The sequence below is a fragment of the Rhodococcus sp. P4_E4 genome, assembly GCF_056401575.1.
Map to the genome: position 1 here is coordinate 1 of NZ_JBFUJB010000041.1, position 19,121 is coordinate 19,121.

The window sequence follows — 19,121 nt, forward strand, 5'->3', positions numbered from 1 at the left end:
TATCTGATCAGTTGCTCGAGATAACGCCGGCTTCCACCACCCGGCGGAGACGAATCCCCCACGACGGCTTCGTCTGCGGATGATTGTGCGTGCACTACGGACTGCGTCGACATAGATCTCCTCGCCGGACCCCGGATCCGGCTGCTGGGYAASATGTTCGAAGCGAATCGGCGATCGGTATCGCCGATCGWCTGTGACCATGGTAACCGCGATTCCTTACYGTTCCCTTAGATGCGAACCCAGASGTGGTCGACGTCACCGCCGCCCGGCACTGTGACTCGAACCTGAACGTCGGTCCAKARGMGCGATCGAATTGCTTTAAMCCGCAAGCATTTACACTGATCTTCGCCTGAGTATCATCGAGAACGACTGGCTGACAACGCACGACAGTATCCAGCGCGAGCGAGATGCTGAGCTGTTCGATGCGACGGGTGCACTTTCAATCATGATGCGACGGGTGCACTTTCAATCATGTTGGGTGGACTGGTTGTGGACCGTCGCTACCAAGGCTATTTGAAGCGGTGCACTACGGTCTGGGCATCGAGCTCTTTCTCGCCCCTGCTGTGGTCAATGGTGGATGCGTGGCTCGCTAACCCATGTGCTCGAGGCTTTGAGTCCCGAGCGTATATCCAAGCTACTCTCAGAGCGGTCGTGCTTCCAAATATGTTGCAATACTGATGATCACGATGACAATCGCGAAGATGATGACGTCTTTTCGAGTGATCTGCGGTGGGTTCGTCATTTGTCCCTCTATGTCCTTGCGAGCGACCATGTGCCGATCACAATCAATGTCGCTGCTTCAGCAGCGGCGATCAGGCGTTCTGTGTAGCCGAGCGTCATGACGTCCCACCAGTTGGTCCCGGTCACCACACTGACTCCGATCGCGTAGAGGAGGGGTGTAAAGCTGGTGATAGCCAACACTCCCGCGGTCAGTGTTCTGCGGGCGTGCAATGCATGGTTTCGATCCCGAAGCCAAGGTCGCGCAAGAAGTATCGCTGCGATCGGAAGGCTGAAGAAGGCTGACGCAGTGGCCGCCCCGTGAATGCTCCCGCTGATGCTCACCGGTTGAGTCCAGTCTTGCTTGGGAAATACTGCGAGCCCCACCAGTCCGACGACCCACAGCGTCATTGCGAAAGCCGCGCTCGATCTCCACGAAGTGAGCTGTCGGCCGATGAGTGCGACGAGGAATCCTGCCGATCCGGCAGCGAGAAGTAGTACTGCAGTGATGAAGATCCAGCGACTGCCGCCGAGACCGTATGCGCTGATGGTTGATTCGAGCTTGCTACCGGTTGTCACGATCGCATGCGCGTCGAGTAGTAGGAACAATGCGATGGAGGCGTTCACGGTATAGAACCCGGACGCCGTGATTCGAGGTATCGGTCTCGGCGGGATCAGTTCTCGTACAGTTGAGCGTGTCACAGTTCGACCCGCCCTCTTGGGAACAGTAATGCTGTTGCGTTCGTAATCGTTTGACGGGCATGCGCGGCGCCGATCTGGCCGGCTCCGTAGGTGTCGATTGTTTCGCGCGAACTCAAAGCCACTACGTAGCGGTGGTCGTCACCGACGACCCCGGTGGAGAGGTGAACCCAGTTGCCGGCGATGCAACACATCCACCCCTGTTTGACGGCCATTTCCCCTTCGTTGCCCAGGGCGTCCGGAATTCCGAATCTTTGGTAGTAGCCATCGGTCCCGGTATCCGTGAAATCGCCGATGCCGTGAAGAATGGTCGAGGTTCGGTCCGCGGGTAGTCCACCGCTACCGTCGAGAAACCGCGAGTAGTACAAGACGACATCGGACATCGTGGTCCTTGTTTGCCACCAGTCGGCGCCTGACTTGATCGAGGTCGACGAGAGCTGATACCGCGACGTGACAGCGTCAATTATCTCGGTGCGTCCGAATCGCATCCACAACTCCTCTGCCGCCGAGTCGTCTGACGAACGCAGCATGGAGTCGATGAGTGCGCGATCTCTCGCCGTGAGAGTGAGGGCGCCCTCGGACTCCCTGAGGAGGATATCGTCCGCGATGAATAGCTTTGATACCGAGGCAGTTTCGATCGATGTCGTGTTTCCGTTCGATACGTGGACCCCGGTGGAACGATCAAAGATTGCAATTGAGATTTCGGCGCCCCTCGCCTGCGCGAGATCTGTCGCTCGCGTCAGTCGTTCGCCAAGCATCAAGTCAGGGACTATGCCAGGCTGGGTTGGTGTGAGGCTGGACACCGAGGCTGACCGGGTCGGCAACTTGGGAATCACGTTCGGCGCGACGACGGAAAATGTCAGCACCAGAACGCAGGCACCGATAGTCATGCGACACCCTATCGGGAATCCGGAAGGTCTTTTCTCATCGCGCATGTTGCATGACTGTAGGGAGCCATTTCATGCGTTCCATGTGTAAAAATATGAACTTCATATGAGGTTCGCGTACGTATTCTTCCAGCCGGTCAGGTAAGGAATGATGGGGGAGTGCCATCCACTCAATCCGGTGTCCATCTCGCCGACTCCGGGCCTCGCCGCGCGGTCCTGGCTCAGCTACCCCGAATGTACCGACGGGACGGATCGCCGATTCGTGTGCTGCTCGTCGACGACGAGCCTGCCCTCACTGATCTGGTGAGCCTTGCACTGGGGTACGAAGGGTGGACTGTTGACGTCGCGCACGACGGATCGGCTGCGCTGAAGAAATTTCGTGATCAGCAATTCGATGTGGTGGTATTGGATATCATGCTGCCCGACATCGACGGGTTGAGTGTGCTCCACCAGATTCGAAGTACACGACGGGGTGTACCGGTCCTGTTTCTCACCGCGCGAGATTCAGTTGACGACCGCGTAGTCGGCCTTACTACTGGCGGTGACGACTACATGACAAAGCCCTTCAGCCTGGAAGAGTTGGTAGCACGACTGAGGGGACTGCTTCGACGAGCCTCTGATTTCATCTCGGAAATCGATGCAGTACTGACAGTAGGGGATCTGTCCCTCGACGAGAGCAGCTACGAGGTCAAGCGTAATGGTGAGACGATTTCGTTGACCGCCACCGAATTCGAATTGCTTCGCTACTTCATGCACAATCCAAAGCTTGCGCTGAGTCGAGCGCAGATCCTCGACCGTGTGTGGAACTACGATTTTGCAGGCAAAGCCAGCATCGTCGACCTGTATGTCTCATATCTGAGACGAAAAATTGATGCAGGTCGAGAGCCGATGCTTCATACCGTGCGTGGCATCGGATATGTCCTCAGGCCCGCGCAATGACATGGCCAGGACGTCTTATCGGTCGAGGTCCGTGGAGTCTGCAACGGAAACTGGTTGTCGCCATGACAACGGTGATGGCAGTTGTGCTCTTGGTGGTCGGTGTAGTTTGCGTGGTCACGCTACGTGCTTCGGTGACAACCGTCGTCGACAAACAACTGGCCGGGTCGATGGCCGCATTTAGTCATTCGGTGGATAAGTACCGCAATGGAAGTGAAGGTGCAAAGCCTGGTAGCGACCCAAAATATGTGAAGCCTCTGACCGAGTTCGGTGGCCAGGCGCCGGGCACAGTGATCGTTCTCATCGATAGCGGAGTGGTCACGGATTCTGCGGTGTTCTCGGATTCCGAACCTGTGTCGCTGAATTCCGATGCAGTAAGGCAGATCGAGACCAGTGCATTGACAAGTGGCCAGAGGCAGAATGCCGACATTGAGGGTCTTGGCAGTATGCGGGTGGAAAGCCTCACACACAACGAAAATCAGACGCTCGTCACCGGACTTTCAATGTCTGCTGCGAATGATGCTGTTGTCCGAGAATCGATGGTGGTGTTGATTCTCGCGCTTGCTGCTCTCATCACTACGGTGATCAGCACGGTGCTTGTAGTCCGTTTTGCCTTCAAGTCGTTGTCCCGTGTGGTCGCCACTGCGAAGAAAGTCACCGCTCTTCCTCTCGGCGCCGGTGATGTCGTACTGAATGTGCGAGTTGCCGAGTCCGACACCGACCGTCGGACCGAAGTTGGGAAGGTCGGAGAGGCGCTGAATCACCTGCTGAGCCACGTCGGCGATGCCCTCGCAGTCCGAGCGGCTACGGATCGGAGAATGAGACAATTTGTCACAGATGCGAGCCACGAGCTACGAACGCCGTTGGCAGCTATCCAGGGCTACGCAGAATTGACCCGACAGGATAGTGACAATCTTCCCGAGATGACCGAATACGCCTTAGCGCGGATCGAGGCGGAATCGAAGCGTATGAGCGCGCTTGTTGCCGGGTTATTGTTACTTGCCCGACTGGACGAGGGACAAGACCTGCACACCACTATGGTCGACTTCACCGATCTGCTGGTCAATGCAGTGAACGATGCCCGAGTCTCGGGGCCTTCACATCGTTGGGTGGTCCACGTTCCGGAACCCGCGGTTGTGGTGAGCGGTGACAGCGAACGGTTGCATCAACTCATAGCGAACCTTCTGTCGAATGCACGGGTTCACACGCCGCCCGGCACAACTGTCATCGCTACGTTGACAACTATCACGGACAAGTACGGCGCGGTAGCAGCTGATTTGGCGATTGGCGACGACGGACCTCGTATCGCACCGGATCTACTGGACACAATGTTTCAGCGATTCGTCCGGGGCGACAAAGCACGTTCGAGGGAGACCGACAGTACGGGTTTGGGCCTGGCGATTGTGTCGTCGATAGTCGATGCTCACGTCGGAGAAGTGAGTGTCGAATCGACGATGGAAGGGAAGACTTTCCGCGTTCGACTCCCCGCAATCGACGTCTTGGGTGCGACTGCCCCCTCTGATCAGTGCCAACCAACGTCGAGTGCGATGGGTTAACTGCAGATAGCGCCAGAGATCGAATGATGCTGCGTCCCTCGGCCAAAGATCAGTCTGGATAATGTTCGAAACGCGTTCGAACCCTAGGACGCTGCTTAACCCGGTGTCCATCAGACGGAGTCGACCACAGAGGTACTTACAAATAGATACAGATGGGCAGGAGAAGGTATGCATTTGTTCGGCAAAGCGGCAGTTGTGTCTGGTGCAGTTGCGGCATCCGTTGGATTGCTAGTTGGCTGCGGCCGGGGGCTGCCCGCTACAGGTGATCATATGAGCTCAATCTCGCCGCACGGTGATCGCGATCTAGAGCTAGTGGCGGACATTCCAGGCCCGATGCCCACAGGCGTCACGATCTCGCGTCATGGTCGGATGTTCGTCAACTTTCCCCGATGGGGTGATGACGTGCACGAATCAGTGGCCGAAGTCGTCGATGGCAAGGTGGTCGCTTACCCTGCGGACTCAGTTTGGAACAATTTTGATCCATCTGATCCGGAGCACAGATTCCTCAGCGTGCAGAGCGTGGTAATCGATTCCATTGATCACCTGTGGGTCCTGGATACCGGCAGGGCACTCTCGGAGGCCGCTCCGCCGGGCGGGCCCAAGTTGGTGGAAGTTGATCTGGGAACTGATCAGGTGATTCGCACCATTCCTTTCGAGAGCAGCATCGCCGGGCCAATGAGCTCCGTGAACGATATACGGATCGACCGGAAACAGGGCGAACAAGGCACGATCTACGTTACGGACGCCAGTCCGACAGGGTCGAGCGCGCTGATCGTTGTGGACATCGCGAGCGGACAGCAACTCCGTCGCCTCGACGGGGATCGATCTACAGCACCAACCCCCGGATTCTTTCCCACGATCGAAGGAAAACGATTCGAGAACACCACGACCACACCGCCGACACCGACAACTTATGGAGCAGACGGCATCGCTCTGAGCCCGGACGGTTCCCTGCTCTACTACTGCCCATTTGCATCACTGAACCTGTATTCGGTCCCGACCGCAGCGTTGCGGGATCCGGGCCTGTCCGAACAGGTCCTTTCAGGACTTGTGACAGATCTTGGGGTCAAAGGGATGTCGGATGGTTTGGAGAGTGACGCACAAGGAAACGTCTATGCCGGCGATCTGGAAAGACAAGCCATAGTCCGCCGGAACCCTGACGGCCGCATCGAGACTATCGCGGCGAGCGATCAACTGAAGTTCACCGATACTTTCACGCTCGGTTACGACGGCTATCTGTACTTCACCGTGAACCAAATCAACCGCCAACCTGGATTCAATAATGGTGTCGATAGGCGTACGCAGTCATACCAGGTGATGCGATTGCGAATCGATGCCTTGCCAGCCAGGCGCTGATTTCTACCATCAGCCTTTGGATCGATGGGGTCACGTTTGGTGGACACCTTGTACCTGGGTTTAGGCCTCGCAGGATGTTTCTATGGGAGAAGGCCAACTTCACCGTCATGAATTGCGAGTCCGGCTCCACGGCACAGTGCCCCGAGCTGGCCGAATGCATCGCGGAGATTTTCTCGTTGTGTGGCAACCAGACCGCACGCGCAGCCGATTGTCTATGTGAGGTTCACCCTGGATGGTGGGCATCGAGATAGAGGGACTGAGGGTCCCGCTGGGAGGATGTCCTCATGTCCCGCACGCGCAGGTTGTTCACGACCGAGGACAAGGTCGAGGCTGCCCACAGGGGGATCGATTCCGGCCGCACTATCGTCGAGGTCGCCCGCGAGCTGGGAATCAACGAAGCATTCCTCGGCCGGTGGATCGCTGACGAACGACGACACATGGAGGCCGCCACAGTGTTCGGTGATCAACCGCTCACCGCCGCCGAACGTGCCGAACTCGCCCGCCTACGCAAGCAGGTCACCGTGCAGGAGAAAAACCTCGCATTCCTAAAAAGCGTCCGCGTATTTCGCAGCCAATCAGCGAAAGTGGAGATCTTCGCGTTGACGGCCGTGGAGTGTGCGAACTCCGCCGTTCACTTCGATGGCACGTCTACTCGAGGTGTCGATCTCCGGCTTCTCCAACACCAAGGTCGCAGTGTGGCAACTCGATTGGGGGACGGAAGCAACGCCGAGGAGATCTGGAAGTGGAGATCCATCAGGAGTCGAAGGCGTCTACGGGGCGCCGCGGATCACCGCTGAGCTCCACGACCGCGGCGAAGTGATCACCGAGAATACAGTTGCGAAGATCATGCGATCACTCGGTGTCGTCGGGATCAGTCCGCGCACGTTCAAGGTCAGTACCACCGTCGTCGACCCATTTGCGTCCTTTCCTGATGATCTGGTGCAACGACGCTTCGATCAGGGGCGCCTCGATGGGGTCTGGAAATCTGACATCACCTATCTAACCTGCGGTGACGGCGACATGTACCTGTGTAGGAATCAAGGATGGGCACTCGAAAAGGGTTCTGGGATGGTCGGTTGCGGATCACGTGCGCACCAAACTGGTCATCGAAGCGTCGGATATGGCTGTAGCAGCTCGCGGCGGGGATGTCGCCGGCACAATCATGCACTCGGACAGAGGAACTCAATACACGCGGAGATCCTGAAGCAGGCATGCGAGCAGTATGGGTTGCGGCGTTCGATGGGAGATGCCGGGATGTGCTGGGACAACGCCGACGCGGAGATTCAGTGGTCGACGTTCAAACACGAATACTACTACCGCCGCACATTCACGTACGCCGCTGATTTGGTTGCTGCAGTTGACAACTGGATGAGATTCAACAACGCTCGCCGTAAGCTTCCCGCGATCGGGATGCTCAGCCCCACCCTTTACGAACAGTCACTGACCGCGCCCACAATGGCCGCGTAACCACTGTCCACTTTTCGGGGTGAACCTCAGAAAGTGAATGCGTATGAAACTCACACACATCGTCATAGCTGCAAGCCTCACCGCTTCCACCACACTGACGAGCATCTCCACCGCGTCTGCCAGCACTCCTCCTACCACCAGTCCCAGCATCGATCGGTGGTCCAGCACTACTGCAATGCCTTATGCGCTACAAGAAGTCGCCTCAACCGCGCTCGACGACTATCTGTACGTCGCAGGGGGTTTAGGGCTGCCCTTCCACGATCAAATTTTCAGTCGTAAGCACCTCCGCTACAGCTTTCGAACTCAGCAATGGGAGACGCTCGCCGACCTCCCGGTTGCCTCGCATCACCTGCAAGCCTTCGCCATCGACGGCAAGATCATCTATCTGGGAGGCGAAGAAGGTCCCGCGCTGATCGCCAACGGGCGTACCTGGCAGTACGATCCCGAAACCGACGTCTTTACCGAGTTGGCACCCATGCCCCCCGGTCGGATACGCGGCGCAACAGGCGCAGCCGAATACGATGGCAAGATTTACGTCGCAGGCGGTGCGAAAATCCTCAACTTCGGCGAAAGACAATTCGACGTCTTCGATCCAACATCGAACAGTTGGTCCTCGTTGCCGGACATGCCACACGCCCGCGAACACTTGGGGGCCGCCGTCGTCGACGGAAAACTTTATGCAGTGGGAGGGAGAAACCTACTACCGACCAACTATGTAACGCCCACCGACGTTTTCAACCTCCAGACCGGAATCTGGGAGGAGTCGACTACAGACATCACACATGGCCGCGGTGGCCTCGGCGTCGTAGCAATCGGGTCCAAAATATATGCATTCGGGGGCGAAGGCCCCGGAATTTCCTTCAACGACGCTGCGGTGTTCGACACCATAAGTTCGAGCTGGTCGGATCTGACCGACATGCCTCTGGCACGCCACGGAATTCAGGCAGCCACCCAAAATGGTGCCATCTACCTCGCAGGTGGAGCGTTCATCGGAATTTACGGGCCGGCAGCCGACGTCCAGATCTATCTCCCGTGAAAAGATTAGTCCTCGCTGCCCTGGTCGCACTCGGATGCGTAACGATCAGCTTCGTCATGGGATCCCATAGCTCGGTCGGCTCCGCTCCACCAACTCCGGGAGTCGAAGATGTCTCCTTCGCGCAGGACATGTCACAACACCACGCTCAAGCCGTGTTGATGTCGATGATCATGCTCGAGGTAGCACCCCCGGGACAGGTGCGATCGCTCGCTCAAACAATCGCACTGTCACAGCAACAAGAAATCGGCATCCTGCAAGGCTGGCTTCTGCTGTGGAACCGAGACACCCGACCCCTCTCCACACACCACCAGATGCCAGGAATGGCATCCGACGACGACGTACAACAACTCAGAACTCTCCCCCCCGCCGACTCGGAGAGACAATTCCTCAATCTCATGCGCACCCACCACCTTGCAGGCGTCTTGATGGCCGAAGCAGCCGAACTAAACGCCCAACTACCCAGCACCATTATCTTCGCCACCAGCACCCGACTGAACCAACAACTCGAAATCGCCCATCTCGATGCGCTCCTGTCTGCGCCACACGAATAGACCCGAACACACCGCGCCCCGCAGGGCAGCCCACTGACGAGCACCGAACGTGTACCCTCCGTCCCGCTTTGCAGCCCACCCACAGTCCCTCGGTCAGCCTGATCGCAAAACCAGCACTTCAGGAATCAAAATGCGTCAAACCGGTTCGCCGATCATCGGGTGAGACACAGACACAGGGACTGTCTCTAAATCGGTGTTTCGGCCCGAGAAGCTGAGTGAATGCGCAGCGAGGACGTGCTGAGATGACGACACTGGAAGACGTGACGAAGAAGAGGTCCGAGCCCTCCGCGGAAGCCGCGGCGGCCACGGAACTGGTGCGACTTGACAAGGAACAGGGCCTGTCGTTGACCGGGCCGGGCGGCTTGCTCAAACAGTTCACCAAAACCGTCCTTGAATCGCTCCGGACTCGCCTGTGCGATTCAGGTGGCTCGTTGGCACGGAGGCTAGTCTGCAGAGTCAGCGCGTCAGGTGTTTGTAGCCACTGACGCTGGCGGAATGATTGTGATCTTCGAGTGTCGAGGTCGAAGCGGTTGGCGACGCTGACCAGGCCGAGGCGGGCGACCTGGACGAGGTCGTCGCGGGTTTGCCCGCGGCCGCGTTATCGGGCGGCGATGTTTTCGGCGATCGGCAGGCACGATTCGATGATCTGTGTGCGGACGCGTTCGCGTTCGGGATGGTCCTCGGGCAGCGTACTCATTTCCGCGAAGAGGACGGTGAGGTGTGTAGGCGTTGTCCTTGCCCGGGGTGGCGGTCATGCGCGTGCCGGGAGGGCATTCTTCAAGGTGATCGTCGCATTCCGGTCGCCTTCGGTTGTTGCCGCGGGTGTTTGTTCGAGTACGACGTGATGGACGAGTTTCTTCAGGACGAGCCAACCGAACGAGGACGTACTGGCATCGATGGGGGACGAGGTTGTTGCGGTCAGCACCACCCGCGGGACGCTGAGGTCGGTGAGGGCGTCGAATGCACGTACCAGGGTGCTGGAGCGGCGGGCGTGGTTGATCGAGGTGGTGGCGGCTTCGTCGGCGAGGACGAGGTCGGCCAGTGCCTCCATGGTCAGGCCGTGGTGGTCGGCTGCTGCCCGCACTACCGCGCGGAGTAGCGCAATTGGTCCGCGGAGGCGGGGAAGGTGCGGCGGAGGCCTCGGTGTGTGGTGCTTGCGCCGGTGATGTCACCGGGGTGAATGTGCGGACGTGGCAGGCCATTAGTCCGGATGTGTGTCGCCAGGACGAGTGGTCAGCGTAGAAGCCGGCGACCAGCGACGCGGTGCGCAGAACCGCTGGTATGTGGCGACGATGCAGACGTTCTTGTCTTCGAAGCATGCGTCGAATGCCGTCCGCGACAATGACGCCTCTTCGCAGATCTCACGGATTCCGAAATCCCGGTATTCCGCGGACACGAGAAGTTCGGTCGCGGCGACCACCAACGCTCCCGGTGAGCTTTTCGATCAGTTGCTCGCGGCACCGGCAATCGCCGTGGCTAAGGGGTTCGCCGCGCGGAGGTCGGAGCCTTTCGCGCTCATTAGAGTATCGAGCAGGGACCGTTGCGCAGCTGCCATGGCGGCAAGTGCGTGGCGGGGCACCTTTTCGACGGTGTCTTCGGGAGAGTGATACCAGGACGGGGCCAATGTCACGTTGTAGCTCGGCACGTGAGGTGGTAGGTGGCTGATGGTGGACGCTGGCCCCAGGACAGGCTCGGTTGGGACGCCGAAAGCCGCCATGTGCTCCGTGATGTGCGATCGCAGCAACTCGTTCTCTGCGGCGATCACTCCATGGACTACGGTGTTGCCGGGTGCTGCCTGATCGACGTCGGCGGCCATATGGTCGAGCCAGTTGAACGCGACAGTTCGTAGTAGGAGGTCCTTCTGGTGTTTCTCCACGAAGTGGTAGAGGTCGAAGTCGCCAGTGTCGTGTGCGCCGCTGGCGAGGAAGACCATCGTCTTGGCACGCTTCTCGACCGGCAGGGCCGTGTAGTGACGCATGAGCCCGAGGAGGACCGCGTCGCCTGTAGCGTTGTCGACGGCGCCGTCGAAAGTGCTGTCGTAGTGTGCAGCGACGATGACTACTTCGTCTGACAGGCCGGGTAATATTCCGACGACGTCATCGACGATGGCGCGCAGCCGGTGCTCGCCGGGGCCGAGCGAACCACCCGTCACGACGAGCTCCCCTCCCTTGGGCACGTCGGAGAGCACGTTGCTGAGCTCGATCTCGAGCCCGGCGTTGGCCGCGTCCGCAAGGCGGTCGAAATCCATTTGCCCGACGGTGAAAGCGGGAATACTTCCGAGTTGCGCGGCCCTTTTGTGCGTGGGGAAGTTTTGTGCGAAGTGCATGAGCATTACGGAGTTGCCGGGCGCCCCGGCACGCCGGACGTATCCCGCAGCTCCCTTGTTGACGGCGGCGTTGTACAGTCCGGCGTCGCTCACCGAGCTGCCGTCGGTGGCGGAGAAGTTGCCGATGTAACTGACGTCGACGAGGAGGACCTTGCCCGCGATGTCGATGTCGGCCAGATCCGGGTTTCCCGTGCGAGCGTCGATGTAGACGGCTTCGCCGCTGACGGTGCCCGGAGCGGAGTACCAGATGGGAATGGAGTTTGCCTGCCACGGCGCCTCGTCACTGGGTCCAGACAGGGGGTGGGCAGTCAGCGACCACTCCTGCGGGTAGTAGAGATTGAAGGGCCAACTTTCGACCGTCGTTTCGAGGCCGTGCAGTTCGAACTGCTCCCGGAAGAACGAAGCGGTGCGTTCCGCGGCGGCCGAACCGTTCCTCCTCCATCCGAACCCGGTAATGGTGTGAACATCGGCTATCAGCGACTGCTCGCTAAGCGGATCGTATCCCTGTTTGTTGCCGTTCATCCTGTTTCCCTTACATACGACGAGTTGTTGCGTGGGCGGCCGAAAGTCATTTTGATCGGCAGTGTCCATCAGGCTGGAAGCCGTTCCTCTGGCCACATCAGAGCAGGGTCCGGAAATCCTTCCGACTACGGCACCGTCTCCTACAGGACATCAAGAGTCCCGCTAGTTCTCTTGGAGGGCATCCCGCCTGCGTTGCTCCAGTGTTTCTGTATTTCTGGCCACGTCGCGGGGGTAGCAGAAGTAGAGGCTGGAAAGCACGGCGGCATTGATAAGCATGAGGACTACCAAGACCCAGAAGAAGACCGTCTGGATACCAAGGGTGGCGGCAAGAATTCCGGCGCCGAGTGAGAAGGTGACCCATCCGATGGTCTCGAAAACGTTGAGGAAAATGGCGAAGGCCTGGTTTCGTAATTCCGGCGGAACCACGGCGGCGACAATGGGCCGGTTCGCCGGCGGGTTGGCGCCCTGGCAAAAACCCAGTAACACCATGAAGATTGCGTACACCGCAATGCCTTCGTAGCGGATCTGGGTCGTGAAGAACGCGACAATGGCGAAGAGGATCTGGGCTCCCTGTAGATAGGCAACCCGGCCCGTGTGGGGCAGTACCTTGTCGAGACGGGATATGAGCAGCCCGCCTCCAACCGTTCCGGCGAAATAGCCGACTCCGAATGGCAGCAGGACCGTTGCTGCGACAGCATTCGTAAAACCGCGCTCTGTGACCAGGAATTGAATGCCGAAGACGGCGATCAGCAAGTGGCCGGAGAGGAGCCGGGAGATCATCATGATGGAGAACGAAGGGATCCGGAAAAGTGAAAGCACCGACTGGACGGTGACCTTGGGCATGACGCGGTCGCGGCCGGGCAGGTCCGCGAGCTGGCTTTCCGATGCCCCGACGCCAGGATCCTTCAGCAGGAACGCGACCGGAAGGGCAGCAAGAATACAAATAACACCGATGGACCACATGCCATAGCGCCAACCGTCGGTGAGTCCGGTGAACATCGCTATGAGCGGGCCCAGGAAGGCGCTGATCAGGCTCACAAATCCGTAGAAGTATCCAGCTGCCTTGCTCCGCTGGGAGTCCTCAAAGGAGTCGGCGAGGATGGCCATGGCGATGGGCCCCCCGCCAATGAGCGCCGCTGACATGAGCGCGTTGAAAATCAGCAGCTGAGTGAAGTCCTGGGAGAAGCCTGCCGCTATGCCGAAGATGCCGCCGACAATACTGGTCGTGACCAGGGTTTCTCGGCGTCCGATGCGCCCGGCCAGCCATGCCCAGGCCGGCCCGGCGGGGACGGCAACAAATTTTCCGATGGCAGCGAGGACGCCCAAATGGCTGCTTTGCAGGTGGAGGGCGGCGGCGATGCTCGGGAAAAGCGTCGTGCTCAGGCCATGTTCAGTGTTGTCTACGACCGTGATTCCGGTGAGTGTGGCAAGGTTCTGCCATCGGTGGGGCACGGGTCGTGCCTGCGTGGATCCTTCAACTTTGGTGGGGCTGCTGGTTTCAATGTCCATGCGAGTTTTCCGTCTTCGTTGGCAGGCCGTTGGCGAATATGTATGGGGCGGAGGCGATCTTGCTATGGCAAGGGTGCCGGGCCGAGTTCTTCGGCCAGGCGGGCTAGGGCGGGCAACGGGACAGGGCTGACCTTGGCCAAGTCGTACAAGCTAAGTTGGGTGGGGATGTTGACCAGCTCCGTCCGGACCAGATGGGGCAGATGTTCTTGGAGCACGGCACGGGAGCGTTGGTCCTGAAGCAGTGCCAGAAGAGGAACTGTCAAGGCGGCGCCGTGCTCGTGGAAGTCTGCCAATGGCGGCAAGGGAACCAGGGCAGCGCTGGCGCGGTCTCCCTGTTCCATTGCTAGCAAGTGTTCTTTGCGGGGGGTGGCGTCGAACGGCAGGCCCAGTCTGGCGAACTGGCTTTGGGGCGCGTCGCTCTCGTGCATGAGCCGCACCAGCAGCTCCACCATCCGCAGTTCAATATCCTCGTCGAGGACGGGATTGTTCTGTCCGGGGTCTGTGTGGAGGTCGAACAGCAATGTTCCGTGGGGCCATGAGCTCAAGATCGAGGATGTCTGGATGCGGAGTGTGCGCAGATTTTTGGTGAACGTGAACGGTTCGGCGGCTTGCCAGTCAACGAGTTCGGAGACCGCGAAACGGGAGCGCATGTGGGTGGGCATGAGGGTGTAGTCCTCCAGGGGCCCATTGGACGGTGCTGCGGCAGCGCGCATGTAGACGTATCGGCCGTCGGTGACGTTGACGTGTCCTCCATGGATGCCGAAGAGGGCGGCGTCGCGCAGAGGGCTGTCGTCGTCGAGGACGGCAGCGAGGTCCTTGCCCTGCATGTCGGGAGTCGGCTCAATGCCGAAGTGCCGGAGCATGGTTGGGGCGATGTCTATGGTCTGGACCAGAGCGCCGCGCCTGCAGTCTTTCCCCCGGGTGCGCGGGTCCCATAGGAACATGGGCAGATGGACCAGTTCGTTGAACCAGGGCTGGACGGACTTGGCCCACCAGCCGTGCTCACCGAGCAGGAAGCCATGGTCGGTGTTGACCAGCAGCAGCGTGTCTTTCCACATGTCGTGTTTGTCCATGGCATCGAGGACCCTGCCCAGCGACTTGTCACACATGGATACGAGCGCAGCGTATTCGTAGCGTGCATGCTCCACCTGCTCGAGGGGTTCGCTAACTTTTGCATAGTCAGGCCAGTCGAACTCGGGGCCGACGTAGTCGTGCGGATACATGGCCTTGTATGCGTCATGGGTGAAGAAGGGCTCATGCGGATCGAAAAGTTCGATTTGTAGCATCCACTGATCGGCCGCCTGGTTGGTGTCAATGAAGTGCAGCCCTGCATCCACTGTGAGTGTTTGTGAGTGCTCCGCTTCCGTGGGCATGTAGCTGCGGTTGATGGCATCCTGGCGTTTCATTCCAGGACGCCCTTTGGGGGGGCCCGGCTTTGGATCGACGACGCCCTTCCACGGGTCGCCTTCCTGGCCGCGAAAGAACTCCCACGTGGTGTAGCGGGGATGGTAGGTGGCCCCACCGTCTTCCCAGTAGTGGGGGTGGTCGGAAACAAGGTGCGTGTGAATTCCGGCCTTGCCTAGCATTTCCGGCATCGAGTCATCAAAAGGTTCGAGAGGGCCCCAGCCGCGGTGTAGGAAGTTGTAACGCCCGGTATGCATTTCGCGCCGGGCCGGCATGCACGGCATGGAACCGGCGTAGAAATTCTCAAACGTCACCGATTGTGCGGCGAGGCGCGCGAAGTTCGGTGCTTCAATAATGGTGTCCGCATATGGGGTGAGCATGTGCCTGTTCAGGCTGTCGAACATGAGGATGATGGCTCTCACTGTGGTCCTTTCGGGCAGGAGGCTGGCGGGGGAGTGGAGAGTGACCAAGCTGCTTGCGATTGGTTGCCGGCCTGGTCGGGAAGGGCGGTGGCGTAGCGGCTCCCAGTCGGCTAGCTGCCGGAAACGAGTGCCATTAGAGTGCCTAAGTCCTCCTCGGCGACTGGCACCCTCGCGAACTGGGCGAGTTGGCACAAGCGTGTCCCCATGATCGCCTTGTGCTGTGCCGACCCTTCCGATGCTCCGCACGGTAGCTGCAAGCGCTGATCGTCGGAGCTGGATCTGCAGGGCCGGCCCACCGACTGGATGGCTAAGGCACTGGCCAAGGTTGGATTCTCTGTCATCTAGGGCCACGAAGTCGTCGCCCTGGATCGCGGTGAAAAACTAGACGACGCTTTCGGACATCAGGTCATCGGAGATCAGCTCGATTGCCCGGGACTGACCGGCGGCGCCGAGCCATGCCGCGGACGGCTTCGGTGTACGGACGAAGGTCTTCCGATCGACCGCAATCAACCCGAAGGTGGGGACGAAGCTTCCCCATTCGTAGTTGTCCAAGGCGCTCCAGTGGTAGTAGCCGCGGATATCGATGCCGGCGGCCAACGCATCGCGCATGCCCGCCAGGGCGCCGGAGGTGTAGGCGACGCGGACGGCATCATCGCTTTCGGCGATGCCGTTCTCGGTCACGATGATGGGAGTCCGGGGTACGAGTCGGGCAACGCTGCGGATCGATTCACCGAGCGCCGGCGGGTAGTACTCCCATCCTGTCAGCGTCTTCTGCGCACCTTCGGGAACGGGCAGTTGCCCGTCCGGTCCGACAAATACACGGGTGTAGGCCTGCACTCCGATCCAGTCGTCACCGTCAGCGGCGAGGACGAAAACATCCCGCGAGGTGTAGGCAATCTCTGCCGCTTTCGCTTCACCACCATCGACTGCATGGTGGTTGGCGATGGCAACCGACCAACCGATCTTGACGTGAGGTGCGAGGCGTCTGACCACTTCAACGGCTCGCCGGTGCGCGTTGATCAAGGCCACAGTTGCGGCCTCGTCGTATTTGTCAGTTCCGGATTCTTCCCAATCGTTCCCCGCCAAGACCGCCTTGCGGACCGCGGCAAATCTCGCCACCATATTGGGTTCGTTGATGGTGCAAATGTGGTCAACATTGCTGGTAAAGATGGGGGCTGCGGCCTCGACAAAACGCCCAAAGATTTCGACGGCGTCCTCTGATTCCCACCCGCCTTGCTCATCAAACCATCGTGGGACGGTGAAGTGATGAAGCGTCAGCATCGGGCGAAGTCCTCGTTCAATGGCTCCCTCCACCATCCGCCGGTAGTGCGCGATCTCGGCGTTGGAAAACTCACCAGGCGCCGGTTCAATGCGTGCCCACTCGATGCTGAACCTGTAGTCAGTGAACCCAAGCTCCGCCAGAAGGTCCATGTCTTCTCGCCAACGGTGGTAGCTGTCACACGCGTCACCGCTCATTTCCCGAAACCGCTCCGGGAGCAAGCCGCTGTGCTCAAAGGTCCAAAAATCACTGTTGACGTTCATGCCTTCTATCTGATGGGCCGCGGTCGAGGCGCCCCAAAGGAAGGCGTCTGGAAGCTGGAAACTGTCAGGCATATTGACCCTTCGGTCTATTCGGTGGGATTGGATTTGGCACCAACGGCCATGCTTGCGCTGCCACCCTGTGTCACTGCTCACAATCTGTGGCGATTTTGAAAACATTACCTCGGTAAGTATTTGATTGGAAGCCCCGGCGAGAATTACCTGAAATTCTTCTCGAGAGGGGGCTACGTTCCCTAGCGGTCAGATTGCTCTGCACTATCGGGACCGAGAACTGCGCCGTCTGGGCAAATGGGGGTCGGTTGCCGCCGATGTCTGGGCGCCGGGACAAATGCAGAGGCGCGCCGCGAACGGAGCGCGGGTGTCGAAGTCAGCCAGATCGCCCAAGGTCAACCTGGGCCGGGCGTCGGCGATGGTATGAATCATAGGGTCGGTGAAGGTCCGGCACACCTTAAACCGGTCGAGCTGGTCACTGCGCTGATCGATGCCATTTGCTGGCTGTCAATCAAGCGCGGTGGACATCGAGTGGCCATGGCAAGTTGCATACCCAGCACCGGCGCGTCTCCGGTTGCCGCACGGCACCCGAACTCGAAGTCCTTTCATAGCCACAAACCCGGCGTTGGAGCGCTACGGATCACCGTCGCGTAGAGCCGCCATGATCGCCCCACCAAGGACAAAACCGAAGCGCGCCAGGCCCGGACTTCGCGGTCATGGTCCGATCAAAGTAGTCATTACACGATCAAGTATTTGCCGCTCACGCCGTAATCAGATCTCGTCCGGGTCTGCTCCGGCGCCTTCCACCAACCCGAGAGCCTCAAACAAGTACTCAATGAGCCCCGACATGTCGAGGTCACGCTCGTAGAGCCATTGCAACTGCAGGCCATCGGTGGCAGCGAGGACGAGCGTTGCAATTCGCTGAGCGTCTAAGGCTGCCGGAAATTTTCCCTCGGCTTGGAAGGCGCGAACCCGTTCCGTACCAAGGCTTCTCAGCTCGCGATATCGTTCTGCGAAGAACTCATGGGCCGCGTGCCCATCTTCGCTGGCCTCGCCGGAAAGTCGAACGTAGAGGTGGACGAGGCCAGGTACTTCGGCGTTGGAGCGAATTGCTGTCGTCAATTGCTCGGGTGTCCCGAGCTCGGTACCTGCTTGCTCCGCTCGGGCGCGTGATACCTCGTCGCGTTTCCTCAGCACTTCTCGAAACAGGACGTCCTTCGAACCGAAGTGATGCATCAGTCCTGCATGCGTGATTCCGACTTCCTCGGCTATCTCCCGCACCGAACTGCGCCCGTAGCCGACTCGACCGACGACCTCCAAGGCGGCCGCAAGCAGATCTTCCTTTGTCGCGACACCTTTGGCGTATGAACCCCTCTTGACCATAAATCGATGGTAGTCGCGACCGCTTGCCCACCACTCCCGGAAAGTGAGTTCCAGTGAATCCCATTCGGGCCGGCGAATCCCACAACCTCCGTTCACGCAAGTTCGAGCAGGCCGACGTCAGCAGACGAATAGCAGTCTTCGTCGTGGTAGAGGTCAGCATGGCGAAGACTGCTGGAATTGTGGCAGCACCGGACGATGCCATCGGAGTGGTCAGTGGAGCTGCGGCGCGCCATCACACTGGAACAATGATCACTGGAAGGTGCACCCGCCAGTAATTAGTTCGAGCCCACCCAAACCCTGCGGTCCTGAATACCAGCGACGCAGATGACCTCACCTTGTCGACTTAAGGCGACCAGGTGTCAGGCACATTCGCGGCCCCAGTTCTGAGGCGATGACGTCGAGTTCACGGCCGGGCCGTGTCAGGTCGGCAACGGTGCGTCGTGCAGCACTCGAACGCCGGCCCACGCCGCTGAATATGATCTCACTGTGAATGAGAGGACTTGAATACCTGCGGCGGCTCGAAACGATTCTCGCTGAACGAGTTCAGGAATACGAATTGTAGAGCGGGCAGTGGCCCTCCGGCACATCGAGTGCGTGGGCGCACTGCTCGGCCCCCACGGGCGAGTAATCGGTCATGTCCAGGCCACCGCACTGTGCCGCGCGGCGTCTCCACGTCAGTGGTCGGAGGAAAGGGTCTGTGAGGTGCTATCGACTCGCTGTGAGTGCAGCTCCGGCGATTCCCGCGGTGTTGAGGAGGGTGGCGGGGACGACCTTCGTGCGGTTGGTCAGGTGCGGAATC

General features: G+C 59.4%; 17 protein-coding genes and 2 pseudogenes. 9 read left to right on the plus strand and 10 right to left on the minus strand.

Going from position 1 to position 19,121, the window contains the following annotated elements; translation table 11 throughout:
- Positions 1-750 precede the first annotated feature (750 nt).
- Positions 751-1,344 (minus strand): DUF998 domain-containing protein, encoded by a 594-nt coding sequence (locus AC1DVN_RS30275; RefSeq protein WP_477847657.1) that lies wholly within the window; start codon positions 1,342-1,344, stop codon positions 751-753.
- 71 nt (positions 1,345-1,415) lie between these two features.
- Positions 1,416-1,904 carry a hypothetical protein gene (locus AC1DVN_RS30280; RefSeq protein WP_477847655.1) on the minus strand — a complete coding sequence of 163 codons (489 nt, stop codon included), beginning with the start codon at positions 1,902-1,904 and terminating at the stop codon, positions 1,416-1,418.
- 633 nt (positions 1,905-2,537) lie between these two features.
- Here AC1DVN_RS30280 and AC1DVN_RS30285 point away from each other — a divergent pair.
- From AC1DVN_RS30285 to AC1DVN_RS30325, 9 genes and pseudogenes are all read left to right on the plus strand, one after another.
- The gene (locus AC1DVN_RS30285; RefSeq protein ID WP_477847700.1) at positions 2,538-3,242 is read left to right on the plus strand and encodes a response regulator transcription factor; all 705 of its coding nucleotides are present in this window, start codon (positions 2,538-2,540) and stop codon (positions 3,240-3,242) included.
- Positions 3,243-3,304: 62 nt separating this feature from the next.
- On the plus strand, positions 3,305-4,795 hold the full coding sequence (locus AC1DVN_RS30290; RefSeq protein WP_477994764.1) for a sensor histidine kinase: 1,491 nt from the start codon (positions 3,305-3,307) through the stop codon (positions 4,793-4,795).
- 168 nt (positions 4,796-4,963) lie between these two features.
- Positions 4,964-6,151 carry an L-dopachrome tautomerase-related protein gene (locus tag AC1DVN_RS30295; protein ID WP_477847651.1) on the plus strand — a complete coding sequence of 396 codons (1,188 nt, stop codon included), beginning with the start codon at positions 4,964-4,966 and terminating at the stop codon, positions 6,149-6,151.
- A 284-nt stretch (positions 6,152-6,435) separates the two neighbouring features.
- Positions 6,436-6,948 carry a transposase gene (locus AC1DVN_RS30300; protein WP_477847649.1) on the plus strand — a complete coding sequence of 171 codons (513 nt, stop codon included), beginning with the start codon at positions 6,436-6,438 and terminating at the stop codon, positions 6,946-6,948.
- Between the two features lie 212 nt (positions 6,949-7,160).
- Positions 7,161-7,355, plus strand: coding sequence for a DDE-type integrase/transposase/recombinase (locus tag AC1DVN_RS30305; protein ID WP_477847698.1), 195 nt, complete (start codon positions 7,161-7,163; stop codon positions 7,353-7,355).
- 35 nt (positions 7,356-7,390) lie between these two features.
- Positions 7,391-7,618, plus strand: coding sequence for an integrase core domain-containing protein (locus tag AC1DVN_RS30310; protein WP_477994766.1), 228 nt, complete (start codon positions 7,391-7,393; stop codon positions 7,616-7,618).
- 43 nt (positions 7,619-7,661) lie between these two features.
- Complete coding sequence (locus AC1DVN_RS30315) at positions 7,662-8,654, plus strand: Kelch repeat-containing protein (RefSeq protein WP_477847647.1); 993 nt, start codon at positions 7,662-7,664, stop codon at positions 8,652-8,654.
- Positions 8,655-8,710: 56 nt separating this feature from the next.
- The gene (locus tag AC1DVN_RS30320) at positions 8,711-9,205 is read left to right on the plus strand and encodes a DUF305 domain-containing protein (protein ID WP_477847645.1); all 495 of its coding nucleotides are present in this window, start codon (positions 8,711-8,713) and stop codon (positions 9,203-9,205) included.
- Between the two features lie 242 nt (positions 9,206-9,447).
- Positions 9,448-9,603: pseudogene (locus AC1DVN_RS30325) on the plus strand (IS256 family transposase); the annotation flags it as partial.
- A gap of 353 nt (positions 9,604-9,956) precedes the next feature.
- Here the strand turns inward: AC1DVN_RS30325 and AC1DVN_RS30330 are convergent.
- The 8 genes and pseudogenes from AC1DVN_RS30330 to AC1DVN_RS30365 all read right to left on the minus strand — a co-directional run.
- Entirely contained in the window at positions 9,957-10,289 is a 333-nt protein-coding gene (locus tag AC1DVN_RS30330) for an ATP-binding protein (protein ID WP_477847643.1), read from the minus strand.
- Positions 10,290-10,406: 117 nt separating this feature from the next.
- Positions 10,407-10,625: a hypothetical protein gene (locus AC1DVN_RS30335; protein WP_477847641.1), complete on the minus strand. Its 219-nt coding sequence runs from the start codon at positions 10,623-10,625 to the stop codon at positions 10,407-10,409.
- A gap of 24 nt (positions 10,626-10,649) precedes the next feature.
- Positions 10,650-12,053 carry a M28 family peptidase gene (locus AC1DVN_RS30340; protein ID WP_477847639.1) on the minus strand — a complete coding sequence of 468 codons (1,404 nt, stop codon included), beginning with the start codon at positions 12,051-12,053 and terminating at the stop codon, positions 10,650-10,652.
- Between the two features lie 162 nt (positions 12,054-12,215).
- Positions 12,216-13,562 carry an MFS transporter gene (locus tag AC1DVN_RS30345; RefSeq protein ID WP_477847637.1) on the minus strand — a complete coding sequence of 449 codons (1,347 nt, stop codon included), beginning with the start codon at positions 13,560-13,562 and terminating at the stop codon, positions 12,216-12,218.
- 62 nt (positions 13,563-13,624) lie between these two features.
- Positions 13,625-15,388, minus strand: coding sequence for a sulfatase (locus AC1DVN_RS30350; protein WP_477847635.1), 1,764 nt, complete (start codon positions 15,386-15,388; stop codon positions 13,625-13,627).
- A gap of 381 nt (positions 15,389-15,769) precedes the next feature.
- Positions 15,770-17,083 carry a glycoside hydrolase family 1 protein gene (locus tag AC1DVN_RS30355; protein ID WP_477847633.1) on the minus strand — a complete coding sequence of 438 codons (1,314 nt, stop codon included), beginning with the start codon at positions 17,081-17,083 and terminating at the stop codon, positions 15,770-15,772.
- A gap of 627 nt (positions 17,084-17,710) precedes the next feature.
- Entirely contained in the window at positions 17,711-18,322 is a 612-nt protein-coding gene (locus AC1DVN_RS30360) for a TetR/AcrR family transcriptional regulator (protein ID WP_477847631.1), read from the minus strand.
- Between the two features lie 705 nt (positions 18,323-19,027).
- A pseudogene (locus tag AC1DVN_RS30365) lies at positions 19,028-19,121 on the minus strand (polyphosphate--glucose phosphotransferase); the annotation flags it as partial.

Bases quoted from the DNA above. Each gene is read 5' to 3' on its own strand.
- AC1DVN_RS30345 (WP_477847637.1), bottom strand. From the start codon at position 13,562: ATGGACATTGAAACCAGCAGCCCCACCAAAGTTGAAGGATCCACGCAG.
- AC1DVN_RS30310 (WP_477994766.1), top strand. From the start codon at position 7,391: ATGGGAGATGCCGGGATGTGCTGGGACAACGCCGACGCGGAGATTCAG.
- AC1DVN_RS30340 (WP_477847639.1), bottom strand. From the start codon at position 12,053: ATGAACGGCAACAAACAGGGATACGATCCGCTTAGCGAGCAGTCGCTG.
- AC1DVN_RS30315 (WP_477847647.1), top strand. From the start codon at position 7,662: ATGAAACTCACACACATCGTCATAGCTGCAAGCCTCACCGCTTCCACC.
- AC1DVN_RS30295 (WP_477847651.1), top strand. From the start codon at position 4,964: ATGCATTTGTTCGGCAAAGCGGCAGTTGTGTCTGGTGCAGTTGCGGCA.
- AC1DVN_RS30360 (WP_477847631.1), bottom strand. From the start codon at position 18,322: ATGGTCAAGAGGGGTTCATACGCCAAAGGTGTCGCGACAAAGGAAGAT.
- AC1DVN_RS30290 (WP_477994764.1), top strand. From the start codon at position 3,305: ATGACAACGGTGATGGCAGTTGTGCTCTTGGTGGTCGGTGTAGTTTGC.
- AC1DVN_RS30285 (WP_477847700.1), top strand. From the start codon at position 2,538: ATGTACCGACGGGACGGATCGCCGATTCGTGTGCTGCTCGTCGACGAC.
- AC1DVN_RS30280 (WP_477847655.1), bottom strand. From the start codon at position 1,904: ATGCGATTCGGACGCACCGAGATAATTGACGCTGTCACGTCGCGGTAT.
- AC1DVN_RS30320 (WP_477847645.1), top strand. From the start codon at position 8,711: ATGGGATCCCATAGCTCGGTCGGCTCCGCTCCACCAACTCCGGGAGTC.
- AC1DVN_RS30300 (WP_477847649.1), top strand. From the start codon at position 6,436: ATGTCCCGCACGCGCAGGTTGTTCACGACCGAGGACAAGGTCGAGGCT.